The organism is Streptomyces winkii (assembly GCF_032248595.1).
Classification (GTDB): domain Bacteria; phylum Actinomycetota; class Actinomycetes; order Streptomycetales; family Streptomycetaceae; genus Streptomyces; species Streptomyces winkii.
In genome coordinates this window covers 71,520-93,718 of the sequence record NZ_JASTTH010000007.1, presented here as the reverse complement: position 1 = coordinate 93,718, position 22,199 = coordinate 71,520, and the positions used below count along the sequence as shown (strand labels likewise).

Here is a 22,199-nt window from a genome sequence, read left to right as displayed (position 1 = left end):
ACATGAGGCCGGAAAGACTCAGGAAGCGCGCATACACGGACAAAACACACCTAGGGTGGCGCGCATGAGCGACGAGCCCGAGCAGCCTCGCGAGCAGCCCGAGTCTCCGGACCAGCCCGACCGGACGCAACAGCCCGATCAGCCCGATCAGCCCGGTCAGCCCGGCCGGACCGGGTCTCCCGGGCCCCACGGTGCGCGGTGTGTGCAGCACCCGCCGCACGGGCTGCGCGGCGGATGGCGGGTCTTCACGCACACGCCGTTCTTCCCGGCGACGGTGCTGGCGCTCATCGTCGCCGCGGCGGCAGGGCTCTTCGCCGGCTCGTACACGTACGCCATGGCCGACCCCACGCCCCGCAACATCCCGGCTGCCCTCGTGAGCGACGCCGGGGGCGAGCACCGCGCCCGCGCCTTCATCGGCGGACTGGAGAAGGGGCTCGGATCATCGCTCGAGGTGCAGCGCTACCGTACGTTCGCGCAGGCGAGGGAGGCCGTGGAGGAGCAGAGGGTCTTCGCCGTGCTGCGGCCGACCGCCCGCGGCGGCGTCCAGTTGAACCTCGCCAGTGCCGCCGGGGCCTCGGTGGCCGAGGTGCTCCGGCAGGCGGCGCCGAAGGTGGGGCAGAAGCTGGGCCTGCGGGTGACCGTCAAGGATCTGAAGCCGCTCGGGAAGGGAGACCCGCGGGGGCTGACGATCTTCTACATGACCCTCGCCGCCGACATCATCGGGTTCCTCGGCGCGATCCAGCTCTCCGTCAACGTGCCCGGCCTCGCCCCGCTGCACCGCATGGCCTTCATCGCCGCATACGCGCTGCTCGGCGGCTTCGTCATCGCGGCGATGGTGGGCTGGTTCCTCGATGCGGTGCAACTGCCGTTCGTGCACTCGTGGTTGATCCTCGCGCTGACCATATTCACGTCGGGCATGGTCTTCCTGATGTTCAACGCCCTCATCGGGCGCTGGGCGATGATCCCCACCTGGCTCGTGATGGTCCTGCTCGGCAACCCGTCCTCCGGCGGGGCCGTGTCGTGGCCGCTCCTGCCGTCCGCACTGGGCGCCGTCGGCCGCTGGCTCCCTCCGGGGGCCTCCGTCAACGCCCAGCACACAGCGGTGTACTTCGCGCACAACCAGCATGCGCTGCCGTACGTCGTGCTCGCGGTCTGGGCGGCGGTGAGTGCCGGGGTCTTCCTCGGCGTCGACTTCCGCAAAAGCCGCCAGGGCACGGTGCCCGCGTCCTGACGGCTGCGGGTGAGGAGCCCCCGGCTCCCTTGCTGCTCTCCCGCGGCTCGCTCGCGCGCTGATTCGCTCGTGCACTCGCCGTACGTACGGGCCGGGTGGGCCGGGGGTCTCTTCCCTGCTCGGGACTACGAGGCGGGCCCGCCGATCACCGGGTAGTGGTCGGAGAGGTTCGTGAACGTGCCCTCGGACGTCTCCCAGGGGGCGCACTTCTCCTTGACGACCTCGTTCTGCCAACCGGCCGGGCGTGCATGGCCGTTGCGGTGCAGCACGTAGTCGAGGTCGGAGCGTCCGCCGTCGGGGTTCCGGCCCTTGGCGATCGAGTTCTCCTGGTGGTCCGAGGAGTACGGGTGTCCGGTACGGGCGTCCGCGGGCGCGAGATCCGCGTTGGCGAGCATGGCCGGGTACTCGTCGCCGCGGGAGTCGGTGTTGAAGTCGCCCGCGACCATGACCTCTTCGTCCGCGGGGATCTTCTTCTCGTCGAGGAAGGAGTCGATCGCGCGGAACTGCTCGGCGCGGATCTTCCGCGCTTCGCCGTCACCGCACGCCGAGTCGCCCGCCTGCACGTGCGTGCCGACGATGTGCACCTTGGTGCCGCCGACGTCCAGTACGGCGTAGACGAAGCCCTTATTGGACAGGTAGTCGGCGCCGCAGCCGTGGTCGTAGACGAACTGTTCCTTGTGGACGATGGGCCACTTGCTGAGGATCGTGACGCCGCCGTCCTCGGGTGCGATGTCGGACCACGAGCCGCCGGTCGCGTCCCAGCCGTCCTTGCTCCTGCCGAGCACGGGCGTCTGGTGCGGGTACTGGCTCGCGGCCTTCTCCTGGAGCTTGTCGGAGACGGAGTTCTCGAACGCCTCCTGAAGTACGACCACGTCGTTGCCCTGGAAGAACTCCGCGTCGGGGATCGCGTCCCCGCGGTGGTCCTGGCCCCAGTTCGGATAGATGAGCTTGTTGAAGAGGAACGTGTTGTACGTGAGCACCTTCAGGCTCGGGGCTTCGGCCGCCGCCCCGGACCCCGCCGGGGACGCGGTGGCGGAGGAGCCGCTCGCGAAGAGGGCCGAGGCGGCGAGGACGGTGGCCGCGGCAAGTCCCTTGAGGCGGCGCGCTCTTCGGGGGGCGCGGGGTGAGGCCGGTGAGGGCGCGGACGCTGAGGATGGCATGTTCGTCTCCCGTGGGGGGTGAGGGATCCGTACGACGCATATCCAAGCAAGCAAGCTTGCTTTCCGTAACCGTCCTCGCGCGCCGAATCGGTCGCGGGGGCCCTGAGGCGCGAAGTCGCCGTGCGCGGGCGGTGGTTGGGCCGGCGAATGCGGGGCGGCCCGCGCCGGCAGGCCGTGCCGTTCGGGCCGGTTGACACCGAATGAACGCGTGCACAACTTTTCATCTCGCTCACGAGTCTCACTGGCGTACCAGCGCCAACGGGCGCATGGGGGGACTTGGAGGGGTAAATGCGCGTTCGTACGCTATGCGCCGCTGTCGCGGGCCTAGCCGTCGCTCTCACCGGGGGCTCGGCGTCGGCGGCCGGCGGGGCGGAGTCCGCTGGGGGGACGGCGGCGAAGTCGGCTTCCGTACGGGAGGACTTCAACGGGGACGGATTCCAGGACGTGGCCACGTCGGCGCCCGACGCCACCATCGCCGGTCAGGCCAGGGCGGGCTATGTCGTCGTCACATACGGCTCGGCGTCGGGACTGAAGCCCGGCACCAGCACGTACATCAGCCAGAACACCGCAGGCGTCCCGGGCGTGGCCGAAGCCGGCGACCGCTTCGGAGACAAGCTCGTCGCCCGCGACCTCGACGGAGACGGCCTGACCGACCTCGCCGTGCAGTCGTCCGCGGAGCAGATCGCCGCCACGAACAGCTACGGCATGGTGACCGTGCTCTGGGGCGGTTCGGGCGATGCGGGTGCGATCGGCGGTCAGGGCGCCGCGACGATCGAGGCCCCGGCCGGTTCCAGCGGCTGGCAGGTGGGCGGTGATCTGACCGGAGGCGACTTCGACGGCGACGGCGACTCCGACCTCTTCCTGGAGCACGGCGACGACTGGGAGATGCGCTCCGTGCTCTCCGGCCCGTTCACGCGAGACGGCCACGCGGCGGACGAGCAGCAGATCGACATGTTCACCACCGACAACGGCATCGAGACCGTCGCCGCGGGCGACATGACGGGCGACGGCATCGACGACCTGGCCACCTTCTACACGTACGAAAACCACTCGGAGGGCGGCAAGTTCTGGCAGGGCACCGACTCGGGCCTCGCCACGGAGGCGAAGCAGCTGAGCTCCGCGTCGACCGCCGTCGTAGGCGACTTCGACAAGGACGGCAAGGGCGACCTGGCGACCCGTACGGTCCCCGGCGGCATCACGGAGGACCTGCCCTACGACCCCGGCACCGTGAAGATCTACTACGGCACCGCCGACGGTCCCAGCGCCACCCGCACCACGACGATCACCCAGAACACCGCCGGTGTGCCGGGCACGAGCGAGAAGGGCGACCAGTTCGGCGCCCGGCTCGACGCGGGCGACGTCACCGGAGACGGCTACGCGGACCTCGTCGCCGGTGTGCCCTTCGAAGCCGTCGGCACCAAGTCCGCCGCCGGTGCGGCCGTGCTGCTCAAGGGCCGGTCCGGCGGGCTCAGCGGCACCGGTGCCCAGGCGTTCCACCAGGACACCTCCGGGATACCGGGCGTGGCCGAGGCCGGCGACCGCTTCGGCGGAGCAGTGCGTCTGCTCGACGTCACGAACGACGCCAAGGCCGAACTCGCCGTCTCCGCGCCGGAGGAGAACAAGACGGGCGCCGTCTGGTCGCTGCGTGGCACGTCGAGCGGCCTCACCGCGACCGGCTCGCTGGCCTTCAACCCTGTCGACCTGGACATCCCGGCGGCGGGCGCGGGGTTCGGCAGCTCCTTCGCGGGCGAGAACAGGATCTACCTGTACGAGCCGTACTGATGCGCCGTACTGATTCGGCGTATTGAGGGGCCGTATCAGTACGGCGTACTCAGGGGCCGTACTGAGGGGCGGAGTTGACGCGTGGTGCTGACGTGCCGTGCCGCTGGTCGGCGGCACGGCAGGGGCGGCGGCGTCTGAGGAACGGGGCCGGCGAGTGAAGCGGCGACGGGGGGCACGGGCCGCCCGGAGGACGGACGAGGGCGCGGAGGCCGGGAAGCTCCGGCCAGCCATGCCCCGTCCTGCCTCCGTGCGGGCTCTCCTCGCCGACCGCTGGTCGGCACCCGTGACGGTCGAGGGCTGGGAACGGCTGGAGCCGTGGGCGGTGGCGCGGCTGCGGCTCGGGGGCGACGCCGCCCACCCGACCGTCATCGTCAAGTGGACGCGTTCCGGCCGGTCCCGGACCCGCACCGACGGATGGCGGCTGTCCACGGAGGTGGCCGCGCTCCGGTTCCTCTCGGACGACCTCCGCCTCGGCCTCGGCCCGGCCGTCGTCGCCGAGGACCTGGCCGCCGGGTACGCCGTCCTGGAAGACCTCGCGCCCCGCGTGCCGTTGGCCGGGCTCCTGCGCCGCGACGGCGCGGCGGCGCACAGCGGCCGGCTCGCCGCGTTCGCCCGCGCCCTCGGCGAACTCGGCGCGGCCACCGCCGGGCACGTCCGTACGTACGACGCGCGCCGTGCGGGCATCGCCCCTGCCCGTCCGGGAGTTGAGCGGACGGCAGACCTCGGCGGCCTCGGCGGCCTCCGCGGAGGGGAGTTCCGCCCCGCGCCGCCGCCGGTGCCGCCGGTCGGCGGCCGGGCCGCAGCCGAACTCTCGTCCGTGATCGACGAGTTGACCGAACCGGGGCCGTTCCTCTCCCTCAGCAACGGGGACCCGGAGGCCAACAACGTCCTCGTACACGAGTCCGGCCCAGCGGACGCGCGGCTCATCGACTTCGAATCCGCCGCGTACGGGCACGCCTTGACCGACGCCGTCTGCCTCCATGTCCCCGGCCCGGCATGGATGTCGGTGGGCGACCCGGCCGACGCCGGCCTCGACGTCCACTACCGCACCGCGCTGGCGCGCGGGATCCCCGAGGCCGAGGACGACCGCCGGTACGGCTTCGGGCTGGCGGCGGCCTGCATGTCATGGGCCCTCCTGCGTCTGCGCAGGTTCTCCCTCCTGGACGCCCGTACTCCAGGCGACGACAGCCGCGCCCAGCTCGTCGGCACGCTCGAATCGGCTGCCCGGACGGCGGAGTTCCACCGTGCCCTTCCGCATTTGGCGGGTTGGGTGCGTCGTGCGGCGGGTGTTCTCCGTCGCCGATGGCCGGACGCGGACCGGGAGTTGACCGGCTCGGCCGGGGTTCCGCCGTATACGCCGCGTCGCTGAGGAGCGGGCCTGTCCGGGGCGAGGACGGGCCGGTCTCAGGTTCCCGCCGCTCGCCGCCGGGCCGCGCGTCTCACCACCCGTACGAGCAGCGCCGCGGCGAGCGCGGTCTGAAGTCCGTACGCGCCCCAGAAGACGATCTGGCGCGCGGACCGGAACTCGTCGGCCATGAACAGCCCCACCCCCACGGCGCAGAGCGCCGCGCCGGTCATCCCGGACAGCACAGGGCCGCGTGCCGCCCGTACCGCCACACACGCGCTCGTGCCGGCGCACGCGGCGGCCAGCGTGGGCCCCGGCGAGAGGAGGCTCACGGGCACGCCCCCGTACAGCTCGACGTACAAGTCGGAGGTGACGAGGACGACCACGAAGCCCACCACGCCGGTCGCATACGCCCGCCCCCGGCCCCAGGCGCGGTCCGGCACCCGGGGCACCACACCCCCGATCCGGCGGACGAGCCACACGCCGAGTCCGGCCGGCAGCAGCAGGAGCGCCGCGCCCGTGACCAGCCACAGCGGACGGCTCAGGAAGTCGAGGACCGCCGTCGCCGACGCCTCCGCCACGACGAACAGCGGAGCCGGAAGGCCGCGCAGCGGATCGGACGCGACGTGCACGTCGAACAGGGCCTGTCCGTGCAGCCCGAACAGCCCCGGAGCGCAGGCGAGTGCGACACACACGGCCGCGGACACCGGGAAGGCGGCAGGCCTCCAGCGGTGCCGGGCCGCGACGACGGCCACGGCCCAGCAGGAGCACAGGAACTCCAGCCACACGACGAACAGCAGCACCACGCCCGCGAGCACCGCCGTGCTCGCCGCCTCGACACCCGTCCCCACGCCCGGCAGCAGCATGGGCGTGACCACGAGGCTCGGCGACAGCACGGTGCCCGCGACGACACCGGCGGTCAGCCCGGTCCGGAGCGCGGGCAGCCGCACAGGGCTCCCGGTCGCCGCGGCGTATACGGCGGCCCGGAGCACCGCCAGACACAGGACGACGACCAGCACGACGGTGAACGGCTCGGGCGGCCAGAAGTCGACCACCCGTCCGACGCCCATACGCGCGGCGGGCGACGTTCTCGGGTCCCACGCGAGCACCAGGCACACCCCGAGGAGGAAGGACAGGCCCGCGCCCGGCTCCATGACCGGCGCCGGGTCCTCCAGCGCGGCGGCGCGCAGCCGCGGATCGGGATGGGTGAACGCGAGGGCCCGCACCCGTCCCCACCAGGACCGGGAGCTTGGGCCGGCGGTGGCCGCCGCGAACAGCCGTGTCAGGGGTGCGGCGCTCCCCTGCCACACCGCCACGCGGGCGTCCGCCTGGTATTCGCGCGTACGCAGCACCGTGGCGCGCGCCACGGCCAACAGCCCCGCCATGCCGAGCATTTGGCCGGCCACGGCCAGGTTGAGCCGCCACTCCACGCCGAAGACGAGGAACACGAGGGCTGCGAATACGTACGGCGCCCACACGAGCGCCAGATACGCGCGCGTGAAGCCCAGTGCGACGAGGGTGAGGTCGAGGTCCCGGTTGCGCAGGTGGGCCAGTTCGTGCAGTACCAGGGCGCGGAACGCCTCGGGGTCCCGCGTCCGCAGCCCCAGCGCCCCGCGGCTGAGCAGCAGGTGGCGCCGGCGCACCCGGCCGAAGGCGACGCCGGTCACGGCGGGTTCGAGCAGGTCGACGACCCAGCGTACGGATGTGCCCGGCACCGTCTCCCGGGACAGCCGCTCCAGTTCGCCGTGCAGGCCGGGGAACCGCTCCGGGGTGACGGGCACGACCCCGCGCCGCCGCGCACGCCACGTAGAACGGAACCAGTAGTGCAGTCCGGTCACGACGGCCAGCACCCCGAAGGCGAGCAGGGCGGCCGCGGTCTGGTCGTGATAGCCGTTCGAGCGCGCGCACGCGGTGCCGCCGGGCACGTGGCGGCCGCTCGTCCACAGCCGCACGGCGGCGTCCGTGCCCCCGGCCTCCGCGATCGCCCGCCGCATGCAGTCGTTGCCCGAGCCGATGGAACCGTGCACGTGCCCGGTCAGGAGGCTGTAGAACGCCGGGTGGTGCACCACCGTGAAGGACAGCACGGAGACGATGAGGAGCACGAAGGCGCCCAGCGTCGCCGACGGCAGCAGCAACGGCAGCGCCGTCCGCCCCGTTGACGACGTCGCCTCCGCCGTCCTCCCCGGACCGTCCGGCGAGGCTCCCGGCGACACCGCCGTCATGAGGACGGCGCGGCCGGACCCGTGAGGTACTCGGTGACGGAGTCCGCCAGCAGTTCGGCCCGCTCCGGCGGCAGCCCCAGCAGTACGGCCCGTCGGACCGTCAGTTCCCGGATCTCCCGAAGCGTACGAGGATCCGGCGGCTCGGTGCGGCGCCCCGAACCCACCTCCGTACCGGCCCTCGCGCCGGCGTCCGGCAGCTCATCGGACCGGCCTGCCGGTCGCCGCCTACGGGACCGGAACCATCTCCTCAGCCGGCCGGCGGTCGCCTCCCCGGTCTCCTGGGCCAAGTTCTTCACGACCTCGGTGGCGACCCCGCACGCGACGCTGGTGAACAGCACGGCACCGGCCTCGACGACGCCGAAGCCCAGCGGGTCGTCGCGCCGCCTTCCCCGTCGCGCGGACCGCCCGGACGTGCTGGCGGCCGTCTCCTCGAAGAGCTCCAGCTCCTCGGGGGCGAACCGCCCGACGAGGTGCCGGGCGAGCGCCAGAGCCTGCTCGTCACCCTCACTGTCCACGCTCCGCGCCTCCCCTGGTCGCAGTGCAACTCATCGTAGACGCCGGGCACTTGGCCGAACCGCCGTACGCCTCCGGGCCCTGCCCCGGGCACGAGAGCGGCTCCCGACCCGGGCGCCGGGACGGCGGTGGCCACGCCGCGTACCGGACGCCGAAGACGCTCGAAACGGCGGTCTCTGCTCCCGCGCATGGGCGGAAGCAGAGACCGCCGCGGTGGCTTCACGGAACAGCGCTCACGCGATGGAGGCTACGAGGCGCAAGACCACCTGTGCCCGGATCACCAGATCGCGTGCCAGCCGCGCCCGCACTTGTCGAGTACGAGCCGGCCCGAGCCCGTCTTGTGCCCGCGGCACTCCTGGACCTTGATGCTGCGGACCGCCGAGGCGAAGTTGTATCCGCCCGCCGAGCCGAGCTGCTTGGACTTGCCGGTCACGTCGTACTCGTAGCGGCTGCCGCCGTCTGCGTATTTCGCGGAGATCTGGAGGATCGCCAGCTTGCCGTCCGTCTTGGTGTCCTTGAGAGTGCCCGTGAGCTGTACCCGGTCATCGCCCCGCTTGTAGATGTTTCCCGAGGCGTGGACGCCGCCGACGTCGGAGGCGGCGGTGTGGGCCGTCCAGCCCGCCTGTGCCGAGGCGGCGGCGGGAGCGGCGGTGGCGAGGCCACCGCCGAGGATGGCTGTCGCGGCCAGCAGGGCCGTGCGCTTGCGGATGTTCACGATGAGGTTCCTCCCCCTGATAGGTGCGGACGGCGCGAAGTCGATCGCACTGCCCGGAATTGCACACGGATTCCGTGCCATTGATCGTCCTGACGCTTCTCGGGGGCACGCCGCCGCATTCTGCTTTCGGTTCGGTGCCCCCGCCGGTCTCGTGCTTCTCGCGTCGGCGGACGTTCAGCGGCCGGATGCGACGCGGTCGCCGGCTCACGAATGCAGTCGGCGTGCGTCGCGACATCGACTTTTGCGTCTCGCCGACTTGTTGCGCAGCCCCGGTGGGCGGCCTGCAACAAACCGTGCTTTCGCAGGTGATGGAGGTGGCCGAATGGCGATACGTCTCGGGGGGCTTTGTTTGCTCGAGTCTTTCGCGGCTGCGTAGGCTGCCCGCCGCGTGCTTCCGACACGGGGGGAGGGGCATCGCGGTGGGTCGACCTGAGGCTCCGCTGGATCCCGGCGCGGGCCCGGTACAGCGGTTCGCGCTGGAGTTACGAAAGCTGCGCCAGGAGGCCGGCGGGACCACTTACCGGGCGCTGGCCCAGCGAACGCGCTACACCGTCTCGACCTTGTCCAGAGCCGCGTCCGGTGAGCAACTGCCCTCCTTGGCAGTCACGTTGGCCTACGTACGGGCGTGCGGCGGGGACGTGGAGGAGTGGAGAGACCGTTGGCGTCAGGCCGACGAAGAGGCGACGCTGGCGCAGGCCGACGGCACCGACGACACCGCGTCGCCGTATCAGGGGCTGGCCCGGTTCGAGCCAGGTGACCGTGACCGGTTCTTCGGCCGTGACGCGCCGGTCGCCGAACTGCTCGAACTGGTGCGGGGCGGCCGGATCGCAGCGGTCGTGGGCGCTTCCGGCAGCGGCAAGTCCTCGCTGCTGCGCGCCGGTCTGATCCCGGCCCTGCAGGACCCGGCCTCCCCGTCCCAGGCTTCCGGCCCGACGGAAGCCGAGGCCGTGAGGCCCGCGGCCATCCGGATCTTCACTCCCGGCGCGCACCCGGCCCGTACCCACGCCGACCGGTTCGAGCCGGCCGAGTCCGAGGGTGAAACGGTGCTGGTGGTGGACCAGTTCGAGGAGACCTTCACGCTGTGCACGGACCCAGGGGAGCGTACGGCGTTCATCGACCTGCTGCTGGCGGCACAGGAACCGGGTAGCCGGCTGCGCGTGGTGATGGCGGTACGGGCGGACTTCTTCGGCCGTTGTGCCGAGCATCGAGGCCTGCTGGACGCACTGCGGGGTGCGACGCTCCTGCTCGGCCCGATGGGTCCGGCCGAGTTGCGGGAGGCGATCGTGAAGCCCGCCGCGGCGGCGGGGTTGATCGTCGAGCGTGCGCTGACCTCACGGCTCGTCGAGGAGGTCGCCGACGAGCCGGGCGGACTGCCCCTGCTCTCCCACGTGTTGCTGGAGACGTGGCGGCGGCGCCGGGGCCGAGCCCTCACGGAGACCGCCTACGACGCGGCAGGCGGGCTGCACGGCGCCATCGCACGCACCGCCGAGGACGCCTACGCCCAACTGTCGCCGCAGCACGCCGAGTTCGCCCGCCGCGTGCTGCTCAGGCTGATCACCCCCGGTGAGGGGGCTCAGGACACCCGCCGCCCCGTCGCCCGTGCCGAACTGGACACCCTCGCCCCGTCCGAGGACCTCGATCACGTCCTGGAGCGCCTGGCCCGCGCCAGGCTGATCATCCTGGACGAGGAGAGCGTCGACCTGGCGCACGAAGCGCTGATCACGGCATGGCCGCGGCTGCGCGCCTGGGTCGAGGAGGACCGGGAGTGGCTGGGGGTGCACCGGCGCCTCGCGGAAGCCGCCACGGCATGGGAGGAACTGGAGCGCGATTCCGGCGCGTTGTACCGGGGTTCCCGGCTGGCGGTTCTGCGCGAGGCGCTCGCCCGCGACGGCGTACGGAACCAACTCAACGCGGTGGAAGGCGCGTTCGTCGACGCGAGCATCGGCCTGGAGGACGGTGAGCGGGCCGCTGCCGTACGGCGCAACCGACGCCTGCGCCTCCTCGCGTCCGGCCTGGCGCTGCTGCTGCTTGTGGTCACCGGCGTGAGCGTGGTCGCCCTCCAGCTGCGGGAGGAGGCCGTACATGCTCAACAGGTGTCCCTGTCACGGCAGTTGGCCGCCGAGGCACTGGGGCTGGTGGAGTCCCGTCCGGCCGCGGCGATGCTGGTGAGCGTGGAGGCCTTCCGGGCCGCGCCGACGTTCGAGGCACGCAGCGCCCTGCTGACCGTCTCGGCGAACCAGCAGTACCGGGCCGAACTGGCCGGTCACGGCGAGGCCGTGTCGGAGGCGGCCTTCAGCCGGGACGGCACCCTCGCCACCGTCAGCCGCGACCGGACGGTCGTGCTGTGGGACGGCGACCGGCGCCGGCGCGTGGCCACGCTCAAGAGCCACGACACCTGGCTGCGGGCGGTGGCCTTCACCCCGGACGGGCGCACGCTGGCCACGGGAGGCAACGACGGGCGACTGGTGCTCTGGGACGTGGCGAAGCGGAAGATCACGGCGGCCCTCACCGGCCACAAAGGCCAGATCAAGGGCATCGCGTTCAGCCCCGACGGCCGGACCGCGGCCAGCGTCGGCACCGATCGCACGGTGCGGCTGTGGGACGTGGAGGACCGCTCGGAAAAGCTCAAGCTCTCCGGACACACCGGCCCCGTATGGGCGGTGGCGTTCAGCCCGGACGGGCGCACGCTGGCCACCGTGAGTTCGGACCGTACGGTGCGGCTGTGGGACACCGGAAGCGGTGACCCGGTCGCAAAGCTCACGGGCCACGACGCGTCCGTGGAAGGCGTCGCGTTCAGTCCCGACGGCCGCACTCTGGCCACGGCGAGCAATGACGGGACCGCGAGGCTGTGGGATGTCCGGCGCCGCAAGAGTGTGGCCACGCTCTCCGGTCACAAGGGGCAGGTCAAGGCGGTGGCGTTCAGCCCTGACGGGCGGGTCTTGGCAACGGGCGGAGCCGACAAGTCGGTGATGCTCTGGGACGCTGCGAACGGAAGACGGCTGACCAAGCTCACCGGCCAGACGACCCAGATCTACACACTTGCCTTCGGACCGCGCGGCTCGCTTCTCGCCTCGGCCGGTGAGGACGGCAAGGTCGCGCTGTGGGACACGGCGCGCATTCCGCTCTCCAGCCACGAACAGCGGGTGAACGACGTCCAGTTCAGTCCGGACGGCCGCACTCTGGCCACCGCGGGCTCCGACCGTACGGTGGCGTTGTGGGACCCGGCCCGCCGCACACTTCGGGCCACGCTCAAGGGGGGAGCGGGGTTCGCCCACGCCGTGGCGTTCAGCCCGAAGGGCCGCACCTTGGTCACGGCGAGCGGCACGACGGGGCGCAGCGAAGGCAACCAGGCCCTGTCCTTCTGGGACGCCAAGGGCCATGGCCCGCCCGTCAGACGTACTGGGCATGCCGGCCGAGTCCTGGATGTCGCTTACAGCCCTGACGGGCGCACCGTCGCGACCGCCGGGGAGGACGGCAAGGTCGGGCTGTGGGACGCCGTCCGGCGCACCCGCGTGGCGACGCTCACCGCGGCGCCCGGCGAGGCGGAAGGCGCCGTCAACAGCGTGGCCTTCAGCCCGGACGGCCGCACCCTGGCCACCGCCGGTCAGAGCGGGAAGGCCGTCCTGTGGAACGTGGCCCGGCGTACCCGCCTGGCGACCCTTTCCGGCGGCGGCGGGCACCTCCGGGCCGTCGCCTTCAGCCCGGACGGCCGCACGCTGGCAACGGCCGGGATCGAACAGGCCGTGACTCTGTGGGACGTGGACGGGCGCCGCCGTGCGGGGACGCTCGCCGGCAACGCCGGGCCCGCGCGGGCCATGGCGTTCAGCCCCGACGGCCGTGTCGTCGCCACCGCGACCGCGAACAAGTCGGTCGTGCTCTGGGACGTCGACCGGCGCAGGCCGCTGGCCACGCTGACGGGGCACACCAAGCAGGTGCGGTCGGTGTCCTTCAGCCCGGACGGCCGCACTCTGGCCACCGGCGGGGACGACAGCTCCGTCAAGCTGTGGGACGTCGACGCCGGGTACGCCTCGGCCCAGTTCTGTGCGTCCGTGGGCCGCAACCTCACACATGGGGAGTGGCGGCAGTACGTGCCCGGCGTGCCGTATCGGGAGACCTGCCCGAGGGTGTGATCGCACCCGTCACACCCTCGCGAGCAGGCTCCGTGCCTGGCCGATCCCCCGACCCGGCCAGGCACGGCGTCCGGTCAGCAGGTGATGTCGGCGATCTGGATGTTCTGAATGTTCGTCACCTTGTGCCAACCCGGCCCGACGGACGCCTCCCCGGACGGCCTGACCTTGCACCCGCGGCCGACCCAGTACCCGTCGACGTCCCTCACGCCCACGTCGGGGCCGTCCTGACCGGGCTTGAGCACGCTCCACGTCGACGAGTCGTGCTGCCTTCCCCACTGGTCGGTGATCAGGAGGCCGTACCGGTCGTCGCGGTTGTGGACCTCGCCGCAGATGTGGCCGCCGATCTCGCATGTCCCCAGAGGACGCGTCCCCGCGGCCGCCTGTGCGCTGCTGTCCGGACCGGCACTTGCCGTACTGGCGACCGCACTTGGCGCCGAGACCGCCACCACGGCACTCGCCGCCAGTGCCGCCACGAGGACCGAGCCATGTGATCGCAATGGAGCCTCCTGCTGTTGATCAGCCGTCATCATCCGTCAGGGGCCGGGACCTTCCGTTCTCTCGTGACGGCACCTGATCCCCGTGGTCGCCCCCTTCAGACCCCGTCATCCTCAAGGCTGCTGATCGCGGAGTTGTTGCGCAGCCCCGTTCCGCACGGAAAACAATCCGCTCCGTCGCGGTGAGGCCCGCCATGTCGCGCTAGAGGCGTATGTCTGAGGGCGACGTCTCCGTCAAGACGGCACGCTCTGACAGCAGATCCCCCAGACCGCTCCCGGTCAGGCCTTCTGTCTGCAAGCTGAAGCAAGGTCGGTCGACGGCGGTCATTCGAGGCGGAGTTGAGGCGTTTCCGTCTGGAGACGAGCGGTGATGGTCACTGAGGTTGCTGTACTTCGCTGGTTGTTGCCGATGGCGGCCCGGTCGTCGGCACTCACGCATCAGCCGATCATGCGGTGCGTGAGCGCTTCTTCCGCTTGGGCTTGGAGCGCTCATCGAGCTGGAGTTCGCGTTCGGCGCCGCGGGTCCCGGCCGCGATCTGGCGGCTCCGTTCGCGCTCCGCGTTGAACTCCGCGCCCAGAAGGATGGCCAGGTTCGTGATCCACAGCCACACCAGGAACACGATCACCCCGGCCAAGGCTCCGTAAGTCCTGTTGTACGAGCTGAAGTTGGCGACGTAGGCGGCGAACCCGACGGATGCGACGAGCCAGATGGCCAGCGCCAGCAGCGCGCCTGGAACGACCGACTTCAGGCCGGACAGCCGGGCGTTGGGAGAGGCGTAGTACAGCACGCAGAACATGAGCACGACGACCAGCAGCAGAACCGGCCACTTCGCGAAGTTCCAGGCTGTCACTGCGGAGTCTCCGGCCCCGATGGCCGATCCGACCTTCGTGGCCAGCGGTCCGCTGACCACCAGAGTGATCAGCACGACGGCCTGAAGCAGAACGAGAAGGAGCGTGACGAGCATCTGCAGCGGGCGGAGCTTGAAGACGGGCCGCCCTTCCTCCACCTCGTAGATCACGTTCGAGGCCCGCATGAACGCACCGACGTAACCTGACGCCGTCCACAAGGCTGCGGCGACACCGACGACAAGCAGCACCCCGGCTGTTTCCTTGCTCGCCGCCAGGCTGCTGATCGGCCCCTTGAGGGTGTTCACCGCGGAGGCGGGCCCGATCGAGCTGACCAGGTCCGTGGCGGTGCTGATGATCTTCTTGGGGCTCACGATCAGACCGACGAGGGAGAGCAGCGCGATGAGCGCGGGGAAGATCGAGAGCACCCCGTAGTAGGTAAGGGCCGCTGCTGAGTCGGAGAGATTGTCTTCCTTGAACTCGCTGAGCGTGCGCTTGAGCGTCTGCCCCAGTCCCGCCTTCCTGGGATGGGCAGGGCCCTCGGGCTGCCGGCCGGTGCGCTTTTCATCGAGGTGGCTCACAGACGCCGACCGGGACTCGGAAGCCCCGGCCTCCCGCCCGGTGTGCTTTTCGAAGGGGCTCTCAGCGGTCGGCTCGGATGCCGGGCCTTCGCGCTGTCTGTCGGGACGATCCTCGGGACCTCCCGGTGACGTGGGCTCCGATGCAGACATTGAACCTCCGCCGCTTGTGCGTGGAGCTGCTCACACATGCCGTTCCTGTGCACCTTCGTCTCCACGCTAGGGCCCGGTCTCCTGTGCTGCATGCGGAGCAATGTGATGTTGCGCGTGCGCTGGAGCATCGACGGGCCAGGAACACTCCCTGTTCTCTCTCCTGCACGGCGGCGCACCGGCTGGCGAGTGAACGTCGGAACTGGCGTCATCCGGCACGACGAAGCCCCCGCCGAGATCTCTCGACGGGGGCTTCTCGCTGTTCAACTGCTGTGGCTGGGGCCGGGGTCGAACCGGCGACCTTCCGCTTTTCAGGCGGAGGAGGTGGTGGGGGAGGGACCGTCGTGCCCAGGTCGGCGGTCCGCTTTCGTCCGCATCGACCGCCGTCATCCAACCTCGTTGGCGTCAGGACTGGCGTCAGGTCAGCGAATTGCAGGCCTGGGGGTCGTGGCACGAGCTCTCTTGAATGGCGCGTGTGAGTGGGCAGCCTTCTTTCAGGGGCCGGCTAATTCATCGCTTGAATAAAAGTCATAGCCATACACGCCGGCGTCTCCGGAGACGAACACTTCGCTTCGACTGGGGTGCCATCGACAGACAAGTCCACCACCATCGAAGCGAGTCATGGCTACGGCTCTGGCCGTAGCCATGTGCCAAATTCGAAGCGTCTTGTCCTCGCCGGTTGAAGCGAGCCAAGAACCGTCCGGACTGATGGCCACAGACATCACGATGCCGGTGTGGCCGAGCAGTGTGTGGAGTTCCTGTCCGCTGGCAACGTCCCAGATTCGAACCGTCGCATCGTGGCCGCCTGTGACGAGCCAAGAACCGTCCGGGCTGATGGCCACAGACATCACGGAGTCGGTGTGGCCGAGCAGTGTGTGGAGTTCCTGTCCGCTGGCAACGTCCCAGATTCGAACCGTCGCATCGTGGCCGCCAGTGGCGAGCCAAGAACTGTCCGGGCTGATGGCCACAGACATCACGTTTGCTGTGTGTCCGACGAATATGTGGAGCTCTTGCCCATCCATTGCATCCCAGAGTCGCACTGTTTCGTCGTAACACGCTCCCGCAAGCCACATGCCGTCGGCACTAATCTGCATTTCATGGATCTCACCGTCATGGCCGAGCAGTGTGTGGAGTTCCTGTCCGCTGGCAACGTCCCAGATTCGAACCGTTGCATCGTCGCTGGCCGTGGCGAGCCAAGAACCGTCCGGGCTGATGGCCACTGACGTTACGGCACTGTCATGACCGGTCAGTGCGTGGAGTTCCTGTCCATTGGCCACGTCCCAAACGCGGACCAACCCACTGTCGCTGCCAGTGGCAACCAAGTCGCCATTCTGACTAGTTGCCACATAATCCAAATCACCTGTGAGCGTATGAATCTCTCGGCCGGAGCTAGACTCCCAGATACGCACCGTTCGGTCGTAACCGCAAGTGGCTAGCCAGTCGCCGTTCGAACTAACGGCCAATATCCAGACCGGAGTGCCGTGTCCCCTTGGCTGCCAGTCTCCGGCACTGTCCATGTCCCAGATGCGCGCCGTAAAATCGTGGCCGCAACTAGCCATCCACTTGCCGTCCGGACTGATCCCTACGGCAAGCACTATGCCCGTGTGACCAGCATAGGTGCGGACTTCCTCACCCGTGGCAACATCCCATATCGCTATTATATCGTCTGTTCTAGCCACGGCGAGCCAAGTACCGTCCGGACCGATTGCCAGATTCCAAGCGTGACCAGTTCCTGGAAGCCTGCGGATTTCTCGACCGGTGGCGGTCTCCCAGATGCGCACAGCATCTTGGTGTCCACTGGTGGCTAGCCAAGTTCCATCGGGGCTGATTGCCACAGACCCAATTGAAATTTCGCGATCTGTGAGCACGCGAATTTGTCGACCGGTGGCGGTCTCCCAGATGCGCACAGCATCTTGGTGTCCACTGGTGGCTAGCCAAGTTCCATCCGGGCTGATTGCCACAGATCCGACCGAGCCTTCATGGCCGAGGAGCGCGTGAAGCATTTCGCCGCTGGCCACGTCCCAGATACGCACTGTGCCATCCCTGCTACCCGTGGCTAGCCAAGTTCCATCCGGGCTAATGGCTACCGATTCAACTAGAATTTCACGATCGGTGAGTACGCGGATTTCTCGGCCGGTGGCGGAGTCCCAGATGCGCACAGCATCTTGGTGTGCACTGGTGGCTAGCCAGGTCCCATCCGGGCTGATTGCCACGGCCAAAACTGGGCTTTCGTGGCCGAGGAGTGCGTGAAGCATTTCGCCGCTGGCAACGTCCCAGATACGCACCGTGGCATCAGCGCTTCCTGTGGCGAGCCAGGTACCGTCGGGACTGATTGCCAACCTAGTCAATGGGTTCTCATGGCCGACCAAGGTGCGGAGTAGAGCCGGATGCGGCAAGTCAGGTGGTTGCCACTTATCAATGAGGACTGGGGCATGGAGACGAATGCTATTGGCTTGCGAATTCCAGTTGGGCAGTGCGTGGAAACGGCTACGCAGGACTGCATCGAGGCAGTGCGGAGGGTCAGTGGGCGAAAACAGGTGAGCGGCGCGAACCAAGTCTGTGGCGAGTAAACGGGCCCTCTCGGCATCAATTCCCTCGAGGTCTCGAATAGGGGCGGTGGGCCCGCGTTGATGTAGGCGAGCTCGCACCCAACGGAAGTCTCCTGCAGTCGCTAGGGCTTCCTCTTCACGGCCCGCATCAACTAGGTGTTCGATGAGGTGATCCTGCAAGTACCTTTCGTCTGTTTGCCACCATTCGCTACTCGAGTCCGAGGTGGTTCTGGGTAGCCCGGTAATGGCTTCAATGAAGCTAGTGTTTACTTGGTTCAGGCGGGGGCCAAGTTCAGCGCGAAGATAGTCACGGATGACGTCGTGCAGGATGATGGCACCACCACTCGTACTCGCGTTCATTGCGAAGAGGGACAAATCCGCCATGCGCTTACACAGCATGCGTGACCAGATTTCGTCATGGCCGCTGGTGACGCGCCACAGGCCTGCGATCAGGTGGAGTGGAATTTCTTCGTCCTCGGCGAAGATCCCGAGTTCAGCGAAGCGTGCCTCGCCGCCGGAGGGCAGCATCTTAGTGGCGGCCTGGATGCTAGCTCGCACAGCGTGGTTCCTGGCTTCGGGATCATCCAGGTCTAACGGCGTCTGCGCGTCGACTCCTGCGGGCCCTGACACTCGCAGGAGCTCCAGCACTTGCCGGCTGGCTGCTCGGGTGTCCACTCCAGTGCTTGTCAGGGCCAGGATGGATTGGTTGACAATGCGCAACAGTAGGGCCCACCGTCCCGTCGCCTTCAGCAGCGCGTCTACTTGCCGTGCGGGGAGGGGGGTGTCCAGGCCATGGGTGAGAACGGCACGGGCTTGTACGTCGGACATCCGATCCACGGTGATTGCCCGGGCATCGGATGGCAGGACATCGGGGTTGCGCGTGGTCACCAACCGCACGCACCGCTTTTCCGCCCCGAGGAGAAAGGGTTTGAGCTGTGCGCGCTCCCACACATCGTCGATCACCAGCAAGGAACGGGGACGTCTGGACAGAAGATTGCCGAGGTGGACCCCCAACTGCTCAGGGTCCGCGCCAACTTCGACGGAGTCCCCCGTGATGCCTCGTGTGACCTCCGCGACCTTGGCCGCGATGGCACCACGACTCCTCACCTCACGCCCCAAGGTCACGAAGTACACGTGCTTCCCGAACCGCTCACGCACGCGCGTATCGGTACACACCAGGCGGGCTACCGTCGTCTTACCGAACCCGCCAGCACCTTTCAGGGCCGTCGTGATACCCACAGCGGAACCATGCCTCTCGCCGAGCACGGCTGCGACCGCGGAATCTACTTGCTCCCGGCCGACAACCCACTCGTCGACCTCAGAAGGGCGCGGGGGCAAGACGGTGTCCCCCATCTCACTCCCTGAGGAGGATCGTAGGGAGACAAGCAAGGCGGCGATGCCCGCAAGTCCACCGAAGACACTGGCCATCGGATCCGCTGCGCCCCAGCCGGATCGAATGGCCACCACCAGCAGCCACGCCGCAACTGCCGAACTCAGGGCCCACGTGACCGAGATTCCCCAACGTCGCCTGCTTCGCACAGTGTTGATCCTGCCGCCTCTACCCGATGGGGCGCCAGTCGGGGGCAACTGGCGAGGTCAATCGGTCTTGAAAACCGTCGTGAGGTGATCCCTCACCGTGGGTTCGAATCCCACCGCCTCCGCACTGAGCAGGAAACTCGGCCCCCGATCAGGGAAGTTGGTCGGGGGCCGTTGTCGTGGGCGCTACCCGCCCGTGACCGTGATTCCCCGTCGTTTCCCGCTGGGTGGGGCACGCGAGGGGCACGGAGACGCTGAGCTTGGGAATCATGCGTGCGCATCTGGTGCGGTGGTCGTGCGGGGCGAACGAGATGGCTCCGCCGCACCGTTCCACGTGGAACCACCCGCACATGGCGTCGGTCGAGTAGGTGAGCACGGGAACTACTCGGGGAGTCTTCTTAGGCCATCGGCGCCAAGGACCTTGGCGGCCTCGTGAAGGAAGCTCAAGTAAGAGCTGTAGGTTTGAGAACGCTTCTCCTCCAGAAGTTCAAGAGCGTCAGAAGAGCAGCTCCCATCTAGTTCTAGTGCCTTGAGGCACGTCAGCACTTGGCCCTGGTGCTGGGAAAGCGAAACAGTCAACGTGACAGCGGTGCTGGTGAGAGGTGCTGGCCCCTCAACAACCACCTGCCCGTAGAGGTGTTCAAGATCTGCGTGGCCGTTCACTACATCTTCAAGATCTGTCCGAGCAGGTGCGAGGTACTGGGTCGTGCGTTGTTCAGATTCCTCCCGCCGCGCGGCTATCGTGAGACGCGCTCCCGCCTCGGCCAATCTGTTGTGTGCCCTGAAGGACGCTTCCGCGTACGCGGTATATGCGGCCTTCCTAGGCTCTCTGATAAAGCGCGCGTACTCAGCAGTGAGTTGTGACCGGGTTTGAGAGCGCGCAAGCAGTGCGGCGATGATGCCCGCGCCTCCTGTGCCCACGGCTCCAACGGTTGCGCCTAGTACAGCGGCAAGCCCTGAATCCATGTCAGCAGTTTGATCGGTCTTGTTGCGTGGTGCAGGTGGTGGCGTGGAATGGGCCCATGCCGTTACTTTCGTCCTGGTCCAGGGTAGGTTCCGGAACATCATCTGAGGTCGGTGTAGCGACTTTGGGCTGGAGCTGCCATGGGGCGAGAGATCGGGGGCTCGTAAGCTTCTCGCGACTCGGGCAGCTCCTAGCCTGCCCGCAATAGCCCGAAGTGGGCCCCCGATCTTCGAGGCTCGCCCCATGGTGGCTGCCTAAAGTCGTGGAGCCGACCGACCCCGCCGGCACCCTTCTTCTCTTCTGGGCCGCGTCCGCGCGCGGGACGGCGGCCGGGCCGGAGCGGGGCGGAGACAGGAGCGTCGGCCCGGCGGCAAGCCGGGCCGCGCGGCGAGCGGAGCGAGCCCTTGAAGTAGTAGAGAAAGTTGTTACTCACCGGCTGGCGTGTGGGCTTCGGTCTGGAGGTCGATGGGCTGGAAGTCCGTGAGACGCAGGAGGAGTTGGCCGGCGCGGACCCATCGGATGAGGGGGTCGTCGAAGGCGACTCCTATGGCATCGACCGCGACCGGGTGCGGGGTGGACGGTTGGTAGAGGGCCCCACGGACTCCTGCTCGTTCGAAGTCACGCACGCGTACGGCCGTGAACTCGCGCCGCAGGTGCGGGCACGCCTTGGTCGAGGTGTGAGCGCAGGGCAGGCACAGCGGTGGGTGCGTCGTGATGACCTCTTCGTGGTCCGCCTCAGGTGAGCGGTCGAGTTCTTCGGGGAGCAGCCAGAGAATGCCGTCGGGGTTGCGGTCGGCCATGCCGCCACAGACTTGGCACAGCAGGCGTTCCATGGCGTTGCGTTGCCGGAGGGCGTGGACCTGGCCGAACTGCGGTTTGCCCTTGCCCGGTTGAGATGGTGTGCGGCTCCACAGGATGCCCTGGGAGTCGCGGTCGTAGGGGCGTTCGTCCGCGAAGGCGATACGGCCTCTGCGCAACACCACCTGGGGCCGTGGGGCTCGTTCTTCTCCGGTCCATTGCGTGATGTAGGGGACGACCTGCGGGCGTCGAACCGGCTCGCCAGCGGGGCGTGGTGTCGGTGGTGGGGTCAGCATGCGGGTGCTTCCGGGGCCAGGTGTGCGGCGACGGTATGGCCGTACATGTGGTTGGTGATGCGGACGCGGGCTGCGAGTTGGGTGACCAGGAACAGCCCGCGGCCGTGTGTGCCCTCCGCGTTGGGCGTGGTGGGGAGCGGAACGGTGGCGCTGTTGCCGTGGTCGGAGACAGTGATCGTCACCGTGGAGCGTGCACGGCGGATGCTGACGCGGAAGTCCGGAGACGAGGTGTGCGTAACCGCGTTGGTGCCCAGCTCGGTCACGATCAGCGCGGCGTCGTCTGCTTGGGGGCAGCCGGCCAGAACGTCGCGTGTCCAGCGGCGAGCGCGGCTCACCTCTTCGGGTCGTCCTGGACAGAGGAGTTCCCAAACCTGCATCGTACTCATATACTCGTGCATACAAGTTCCTTTGCGCTGGTGGCCGCTATGGGTAGTGGGTTAGAGCTAGATGAGTTTGACGCCGTCGTGCGCGCGCACGGCCGGCGGGGACGCCGCGTCGAGAGCGTCCAGGACGCGAACTGCGTATGCCTCGTCGGCCAGTTCGGAGACCTCTTCGCGGGTCGCCCAGCGCAGTGCGTACGTCTCTTCGCCGGTCGTCGGTGCGCCGTCGACCGCTTCGCAGCGGAAGACGAGCGAGACGATCAAGCCGGACATGTTCTTGTAGACGCCGGTGAGGGCCGCGGGGGTCGCGATCTTGAAGCCGGTCTCTTCGAGGACTTCGCGCTGAAGCGCATCCGGGATGGTCTCCCCCGGCTCCAGTACGCCGCCGGGCGGCTCCCAACGGCCGTTGTCCCTGCGCTGGATCAGCAGGGCCCGGCCGCGGTCATCGACGATGACACCCGCGACACTGACGGAATGGGGGCGATCTTCAGAACTCACGCTCTCTGGCTT

The 22,199-nt window shown here is 68.9% G+C and carries 15 protein-coding genes and 1 tRNA gene; 5 read left to right on the top strand and 11 right to left on the bottom strand.

Features of this window, described 5'->3' with window-relative positions; all coding sequences use genetic code 11:
- Nucleotides 1–64: 64 nt before the first annotated feature.
- Nucleotides 65–1,231 (top strand): ABC transporter permease, encoded by a 1,167-nt coding sequence (locus QQM67_RS21850; protein ID WP_314175718.1) that lies wholly within the window; start codon nt 65–67, stop codon nt 1,229–1,231.
- Between the two features lie 125 nt (nt 1,232–1,356).
- Here the strand turns inward: QQM67_RS21850 and sph are convergent, their stop codons facing one another.
- Nucleotides 1,357–2,391: a sphingomyelin phosphodiesterase gene (gene sph, locus QQM67_RS21845; protein WP_314175717.1), complete on the bottom strand. Its 1,035-nt coding sequence runs from the start codon at nt 2,389–2,391 to the stop codon at nt 1,357–1,359.
- A 288-nt stretch (nt 2,392–2,679) separates the two neighbouring features.
- Here sph and QQM67_RS21840 point away from each other — a divergent pair, with 288 nt between their 5' ends.
- A complete protein-coding gene (locus QQM67_RS21840; protein WP_314175716.1) occupies nt 2,680–4,173 on the top strand; it encodes an FG-GAP repeat protein in 1,494 nt (497 codons plus the stop codon).
- 229 nt (nt 4,174–4,402) lie between these two features.
- Nucleotides 4,403–5,542, top strand: coding sequence for a phosphotransferase (locus tag QQM67_RS21835; RefSeq protein ID WP_314175715.1), 1,140 nt, complete (start codon nt 4,403–4,405; stop codon nt 5,540–5,542).
- Between the two features lie 35 nt (nt 5,543–5,577).
- On the opposite strand, the gene QQM67_RS21830 is transcribed toward QQM67_RS21835, so the two are convergent.
- The 3 genes from QQM67_RS21830 to QQM67_RS21820 all read right to left on the bottom strand — a co-directional run bounded on the left by QQM67_RS21830 (nt 5,578) and on the right by QQM67_RS21820 (nt 8,968).
- Nucleotides 5,578–7,740 (bottom strand): M48 family metalloprotease, encoded by a 2,163-nt coding sequence (locus QQM67_RS21830; RefSeq protein ID WP_314175714.1) that lies wholly within the window; start codon nt 7,738–7,740, stop codon nt 5,578–5,580.
- The gene (locus tag QQM67_RS21825) at nt 7,737–8,255 is read right to left on the bottom strand and encodes a hypothetical protein (protein ID WP_314175713.1); all 519 of its coding nucleotides are present in this window, start codon (nt 8,253–8,255) and stop codon (nt 7,737–7,739) included. The genes QQM67_RS21830 and QQM67_RS21825 overlap by 4 nt, the downstream gene beginning before the upstream one ends.
- Nucleotides 8,256–8,530: 275 nt before the next feature.
- A complete protein-coding gene (locus tag QQM67_RS21820; RefSeq protein WP_314175712.1) occupies nt 8,531–8,968 on the bottom strand; it encodes a hypothetical protein in 438 nt (145 codons plus the stop codon).
- 596 nt (nt 8,969–9,564) lie between these two features.
- Here QQM67_RS21820 and QQM67_RS21815 point away from each other — a divergent pair.
- The gene (locus QQM67_RS21815) at nt 9,565–13,098 is read left to right on the top strand and encodes an nSTAND1 domain-containing NTPase (protein ID WP_399067331.1); all 3,534 of its coding nucleotides are present in this window, start codon (nt 9,565–9,567) and stop codon (nt 13,096–13,098) included.
- A 74-nt stretch (nt 13,099–13,172) separates the two neighbouring features.
- Here the strand turns inward: QQM67_RS21815 and QQM67_RS21810 are convergent, their stop codons facing one another.
- The 3 genes from QQM67_RS21810 to QQM67_RS21800 all read right to left on the bottom strand — a co-directional run bounded on the left by QQM67_RS21810 (nt 13,173) and on the right by QQM67_RS21800 (nt 18,954).
- Complete coding sequence (locus QQM67_RS21810) at nt 13,173–13,595, bottom strand: hypothetical protein (protein WP_314175710.1); 423 nt, start codon at nt 13,593–13,595, stop codon at nt 13,173–13,175.
- A 443-nt stretch (nt 13,596–14,038) separates the two neighbouring features.
- Nucleotides 14,039–15,019 (bottom strand): YihY/virulence factor BrkB family protein, encoded by a 981-nt coding sequence (locus tag QQM67_RS21805; protein ID WP_314175709.1) that lies wholly within the window; start codon nt 15,017–15,019, stop codon nt 14,039–14,041.
- Between the two features lie 641 nt (nt 15,020–15,660).
- The gene (locus tag QQM67_RS21800) at nt 15,661–18,954 is read right to left on the bottom strand and encodes a WD40 domain-containing protein (protein WP_314175708.1); all 3,294 of its coding nucleotides are present in this window, start codon (nt 18,952–18,954) and stop codon (nt 15,661–15,663) included.
- A 340-nt stretch (nt 18,955–19,294) separates the two neighbouring features.
- Between QQM67_RS21800 and QQM67_RS21795 the strand changes: the two genes are divergently transcribed.
- Nucleotides 19,295–19,376: transfer RNA gene (locus tag QQM67_RS21795), tRNA-Ile, on the top strand.
- Between the two features lie 256 nt (nt 19,377–19,632).
- On the opposite strand, the gene QQM67_RS21790 is transcribed toward QQM67_RS21795, so the two are convergent.
- The 4 genes from QQM67_RS21790 to QQM67_RS21775 all read right to left on the bottom strand — a co-directional run bounded on the left by QQM67_RS21790 (nt 19,633) and on the right by QQM67_RS21775 (nt 22,187).
- Nucleotides 19,633–20,217 carry a hypothetical protein gene (locus tag QQM67_RS21790; RefSeq protein WP_314175707.1) on the bottom strand — a complete coding sequence of 195 codons (585 nt, stop codon included), beginning with the start codon at nt 20,215–20,217 and terminating at the stop codon, nt 19,633–19,635.
- Between the two features lie 423 nt (nt 20,218–20,640).
- Entirely contained in the window at nt 20,641–21,198 is a 558-nt protein-coding gene (locus tag QQM67_RS21785) for a hypothetical protein (RefSeq protein ID WP_314175706.1), read from the bottom strand.
- A 104-nt stretch (nt 21,199–21,302) separates the two neighbouring features.
- The gene (locus QQM67_RS21780; RefSeq protein ID WP_314176172.1) at nt 21,303–21,686 is read right to left on the bottom strand and encodes an ATP-binding protein; all 384 of its coding nucleotides are present in this window, start codon (nt 21,684–21,686) and stop codon (nt 21,303–21,305) included.
- Nucleotides 21,687–21,752: 66 nt separating this feature from the next.
- Entirely contained in the window at nt 21,753–22,187 is a 435-nt protein-coding gene (locus tag QQM67_RS21775; protein ID WP_314175705.1) for an NUDIX hydrolase, read from the bottom strand.
- Nucleotides 22,188–22,199: the final 12 nt, after the last annotated feature.

Coding starts and splice junctions, on each gene's coding strand:
- QQM67_RS21840 (WP_314175716.1), top strand. CDS start 2,680: ATGCGCGTTCGTACGCTATGCGCCGCTGTCGCGGGCCTAGCCGTCGCT.
- QQM67_RS21790 (WP_314175707.1), bottom strand. CDS start 20,217: ATGGATTCAGGGCTTGCCGCTGTACTAGGCGCAACCGTTGGAGCCGTG.
- QQM67_RS21830 (WP_314175714.1), bottom strand. CDS start 7,740: ATGACGGCGGTGTCGCCGGGAGCCTCGCCGGACGGTCCGGGGAGGACG.
- QQM67_RS21850 (WP_314175718.1), top strand. CDS start 65: ATGAGCGACGAGCCCGAGCAGCCTCGCGAGCAGCCCGAGTCTCCGGAC.
- QQM67_RS21780 (WP_314176172.1), bottom strand. CDS start 21,686: ATGCAGGTTTGGGAACTCCTCTGTCCAGGACGACCCGAAGAGGTGAGC.
- QQM67_RS21835 (WP_314175715.1), top strand. CDS start 4,403: ATGCCCCGTCCTGCCTCCGTGCGGGCTCTCCTCGCCGACCGCTGGTCG.
- sph (WP_314175717.1), bottom strand. CDS start 2,391: ATGCCATCCTCAGCGTCCGCGCCCTCACCGGCCTCACCCCGCGCCCCC.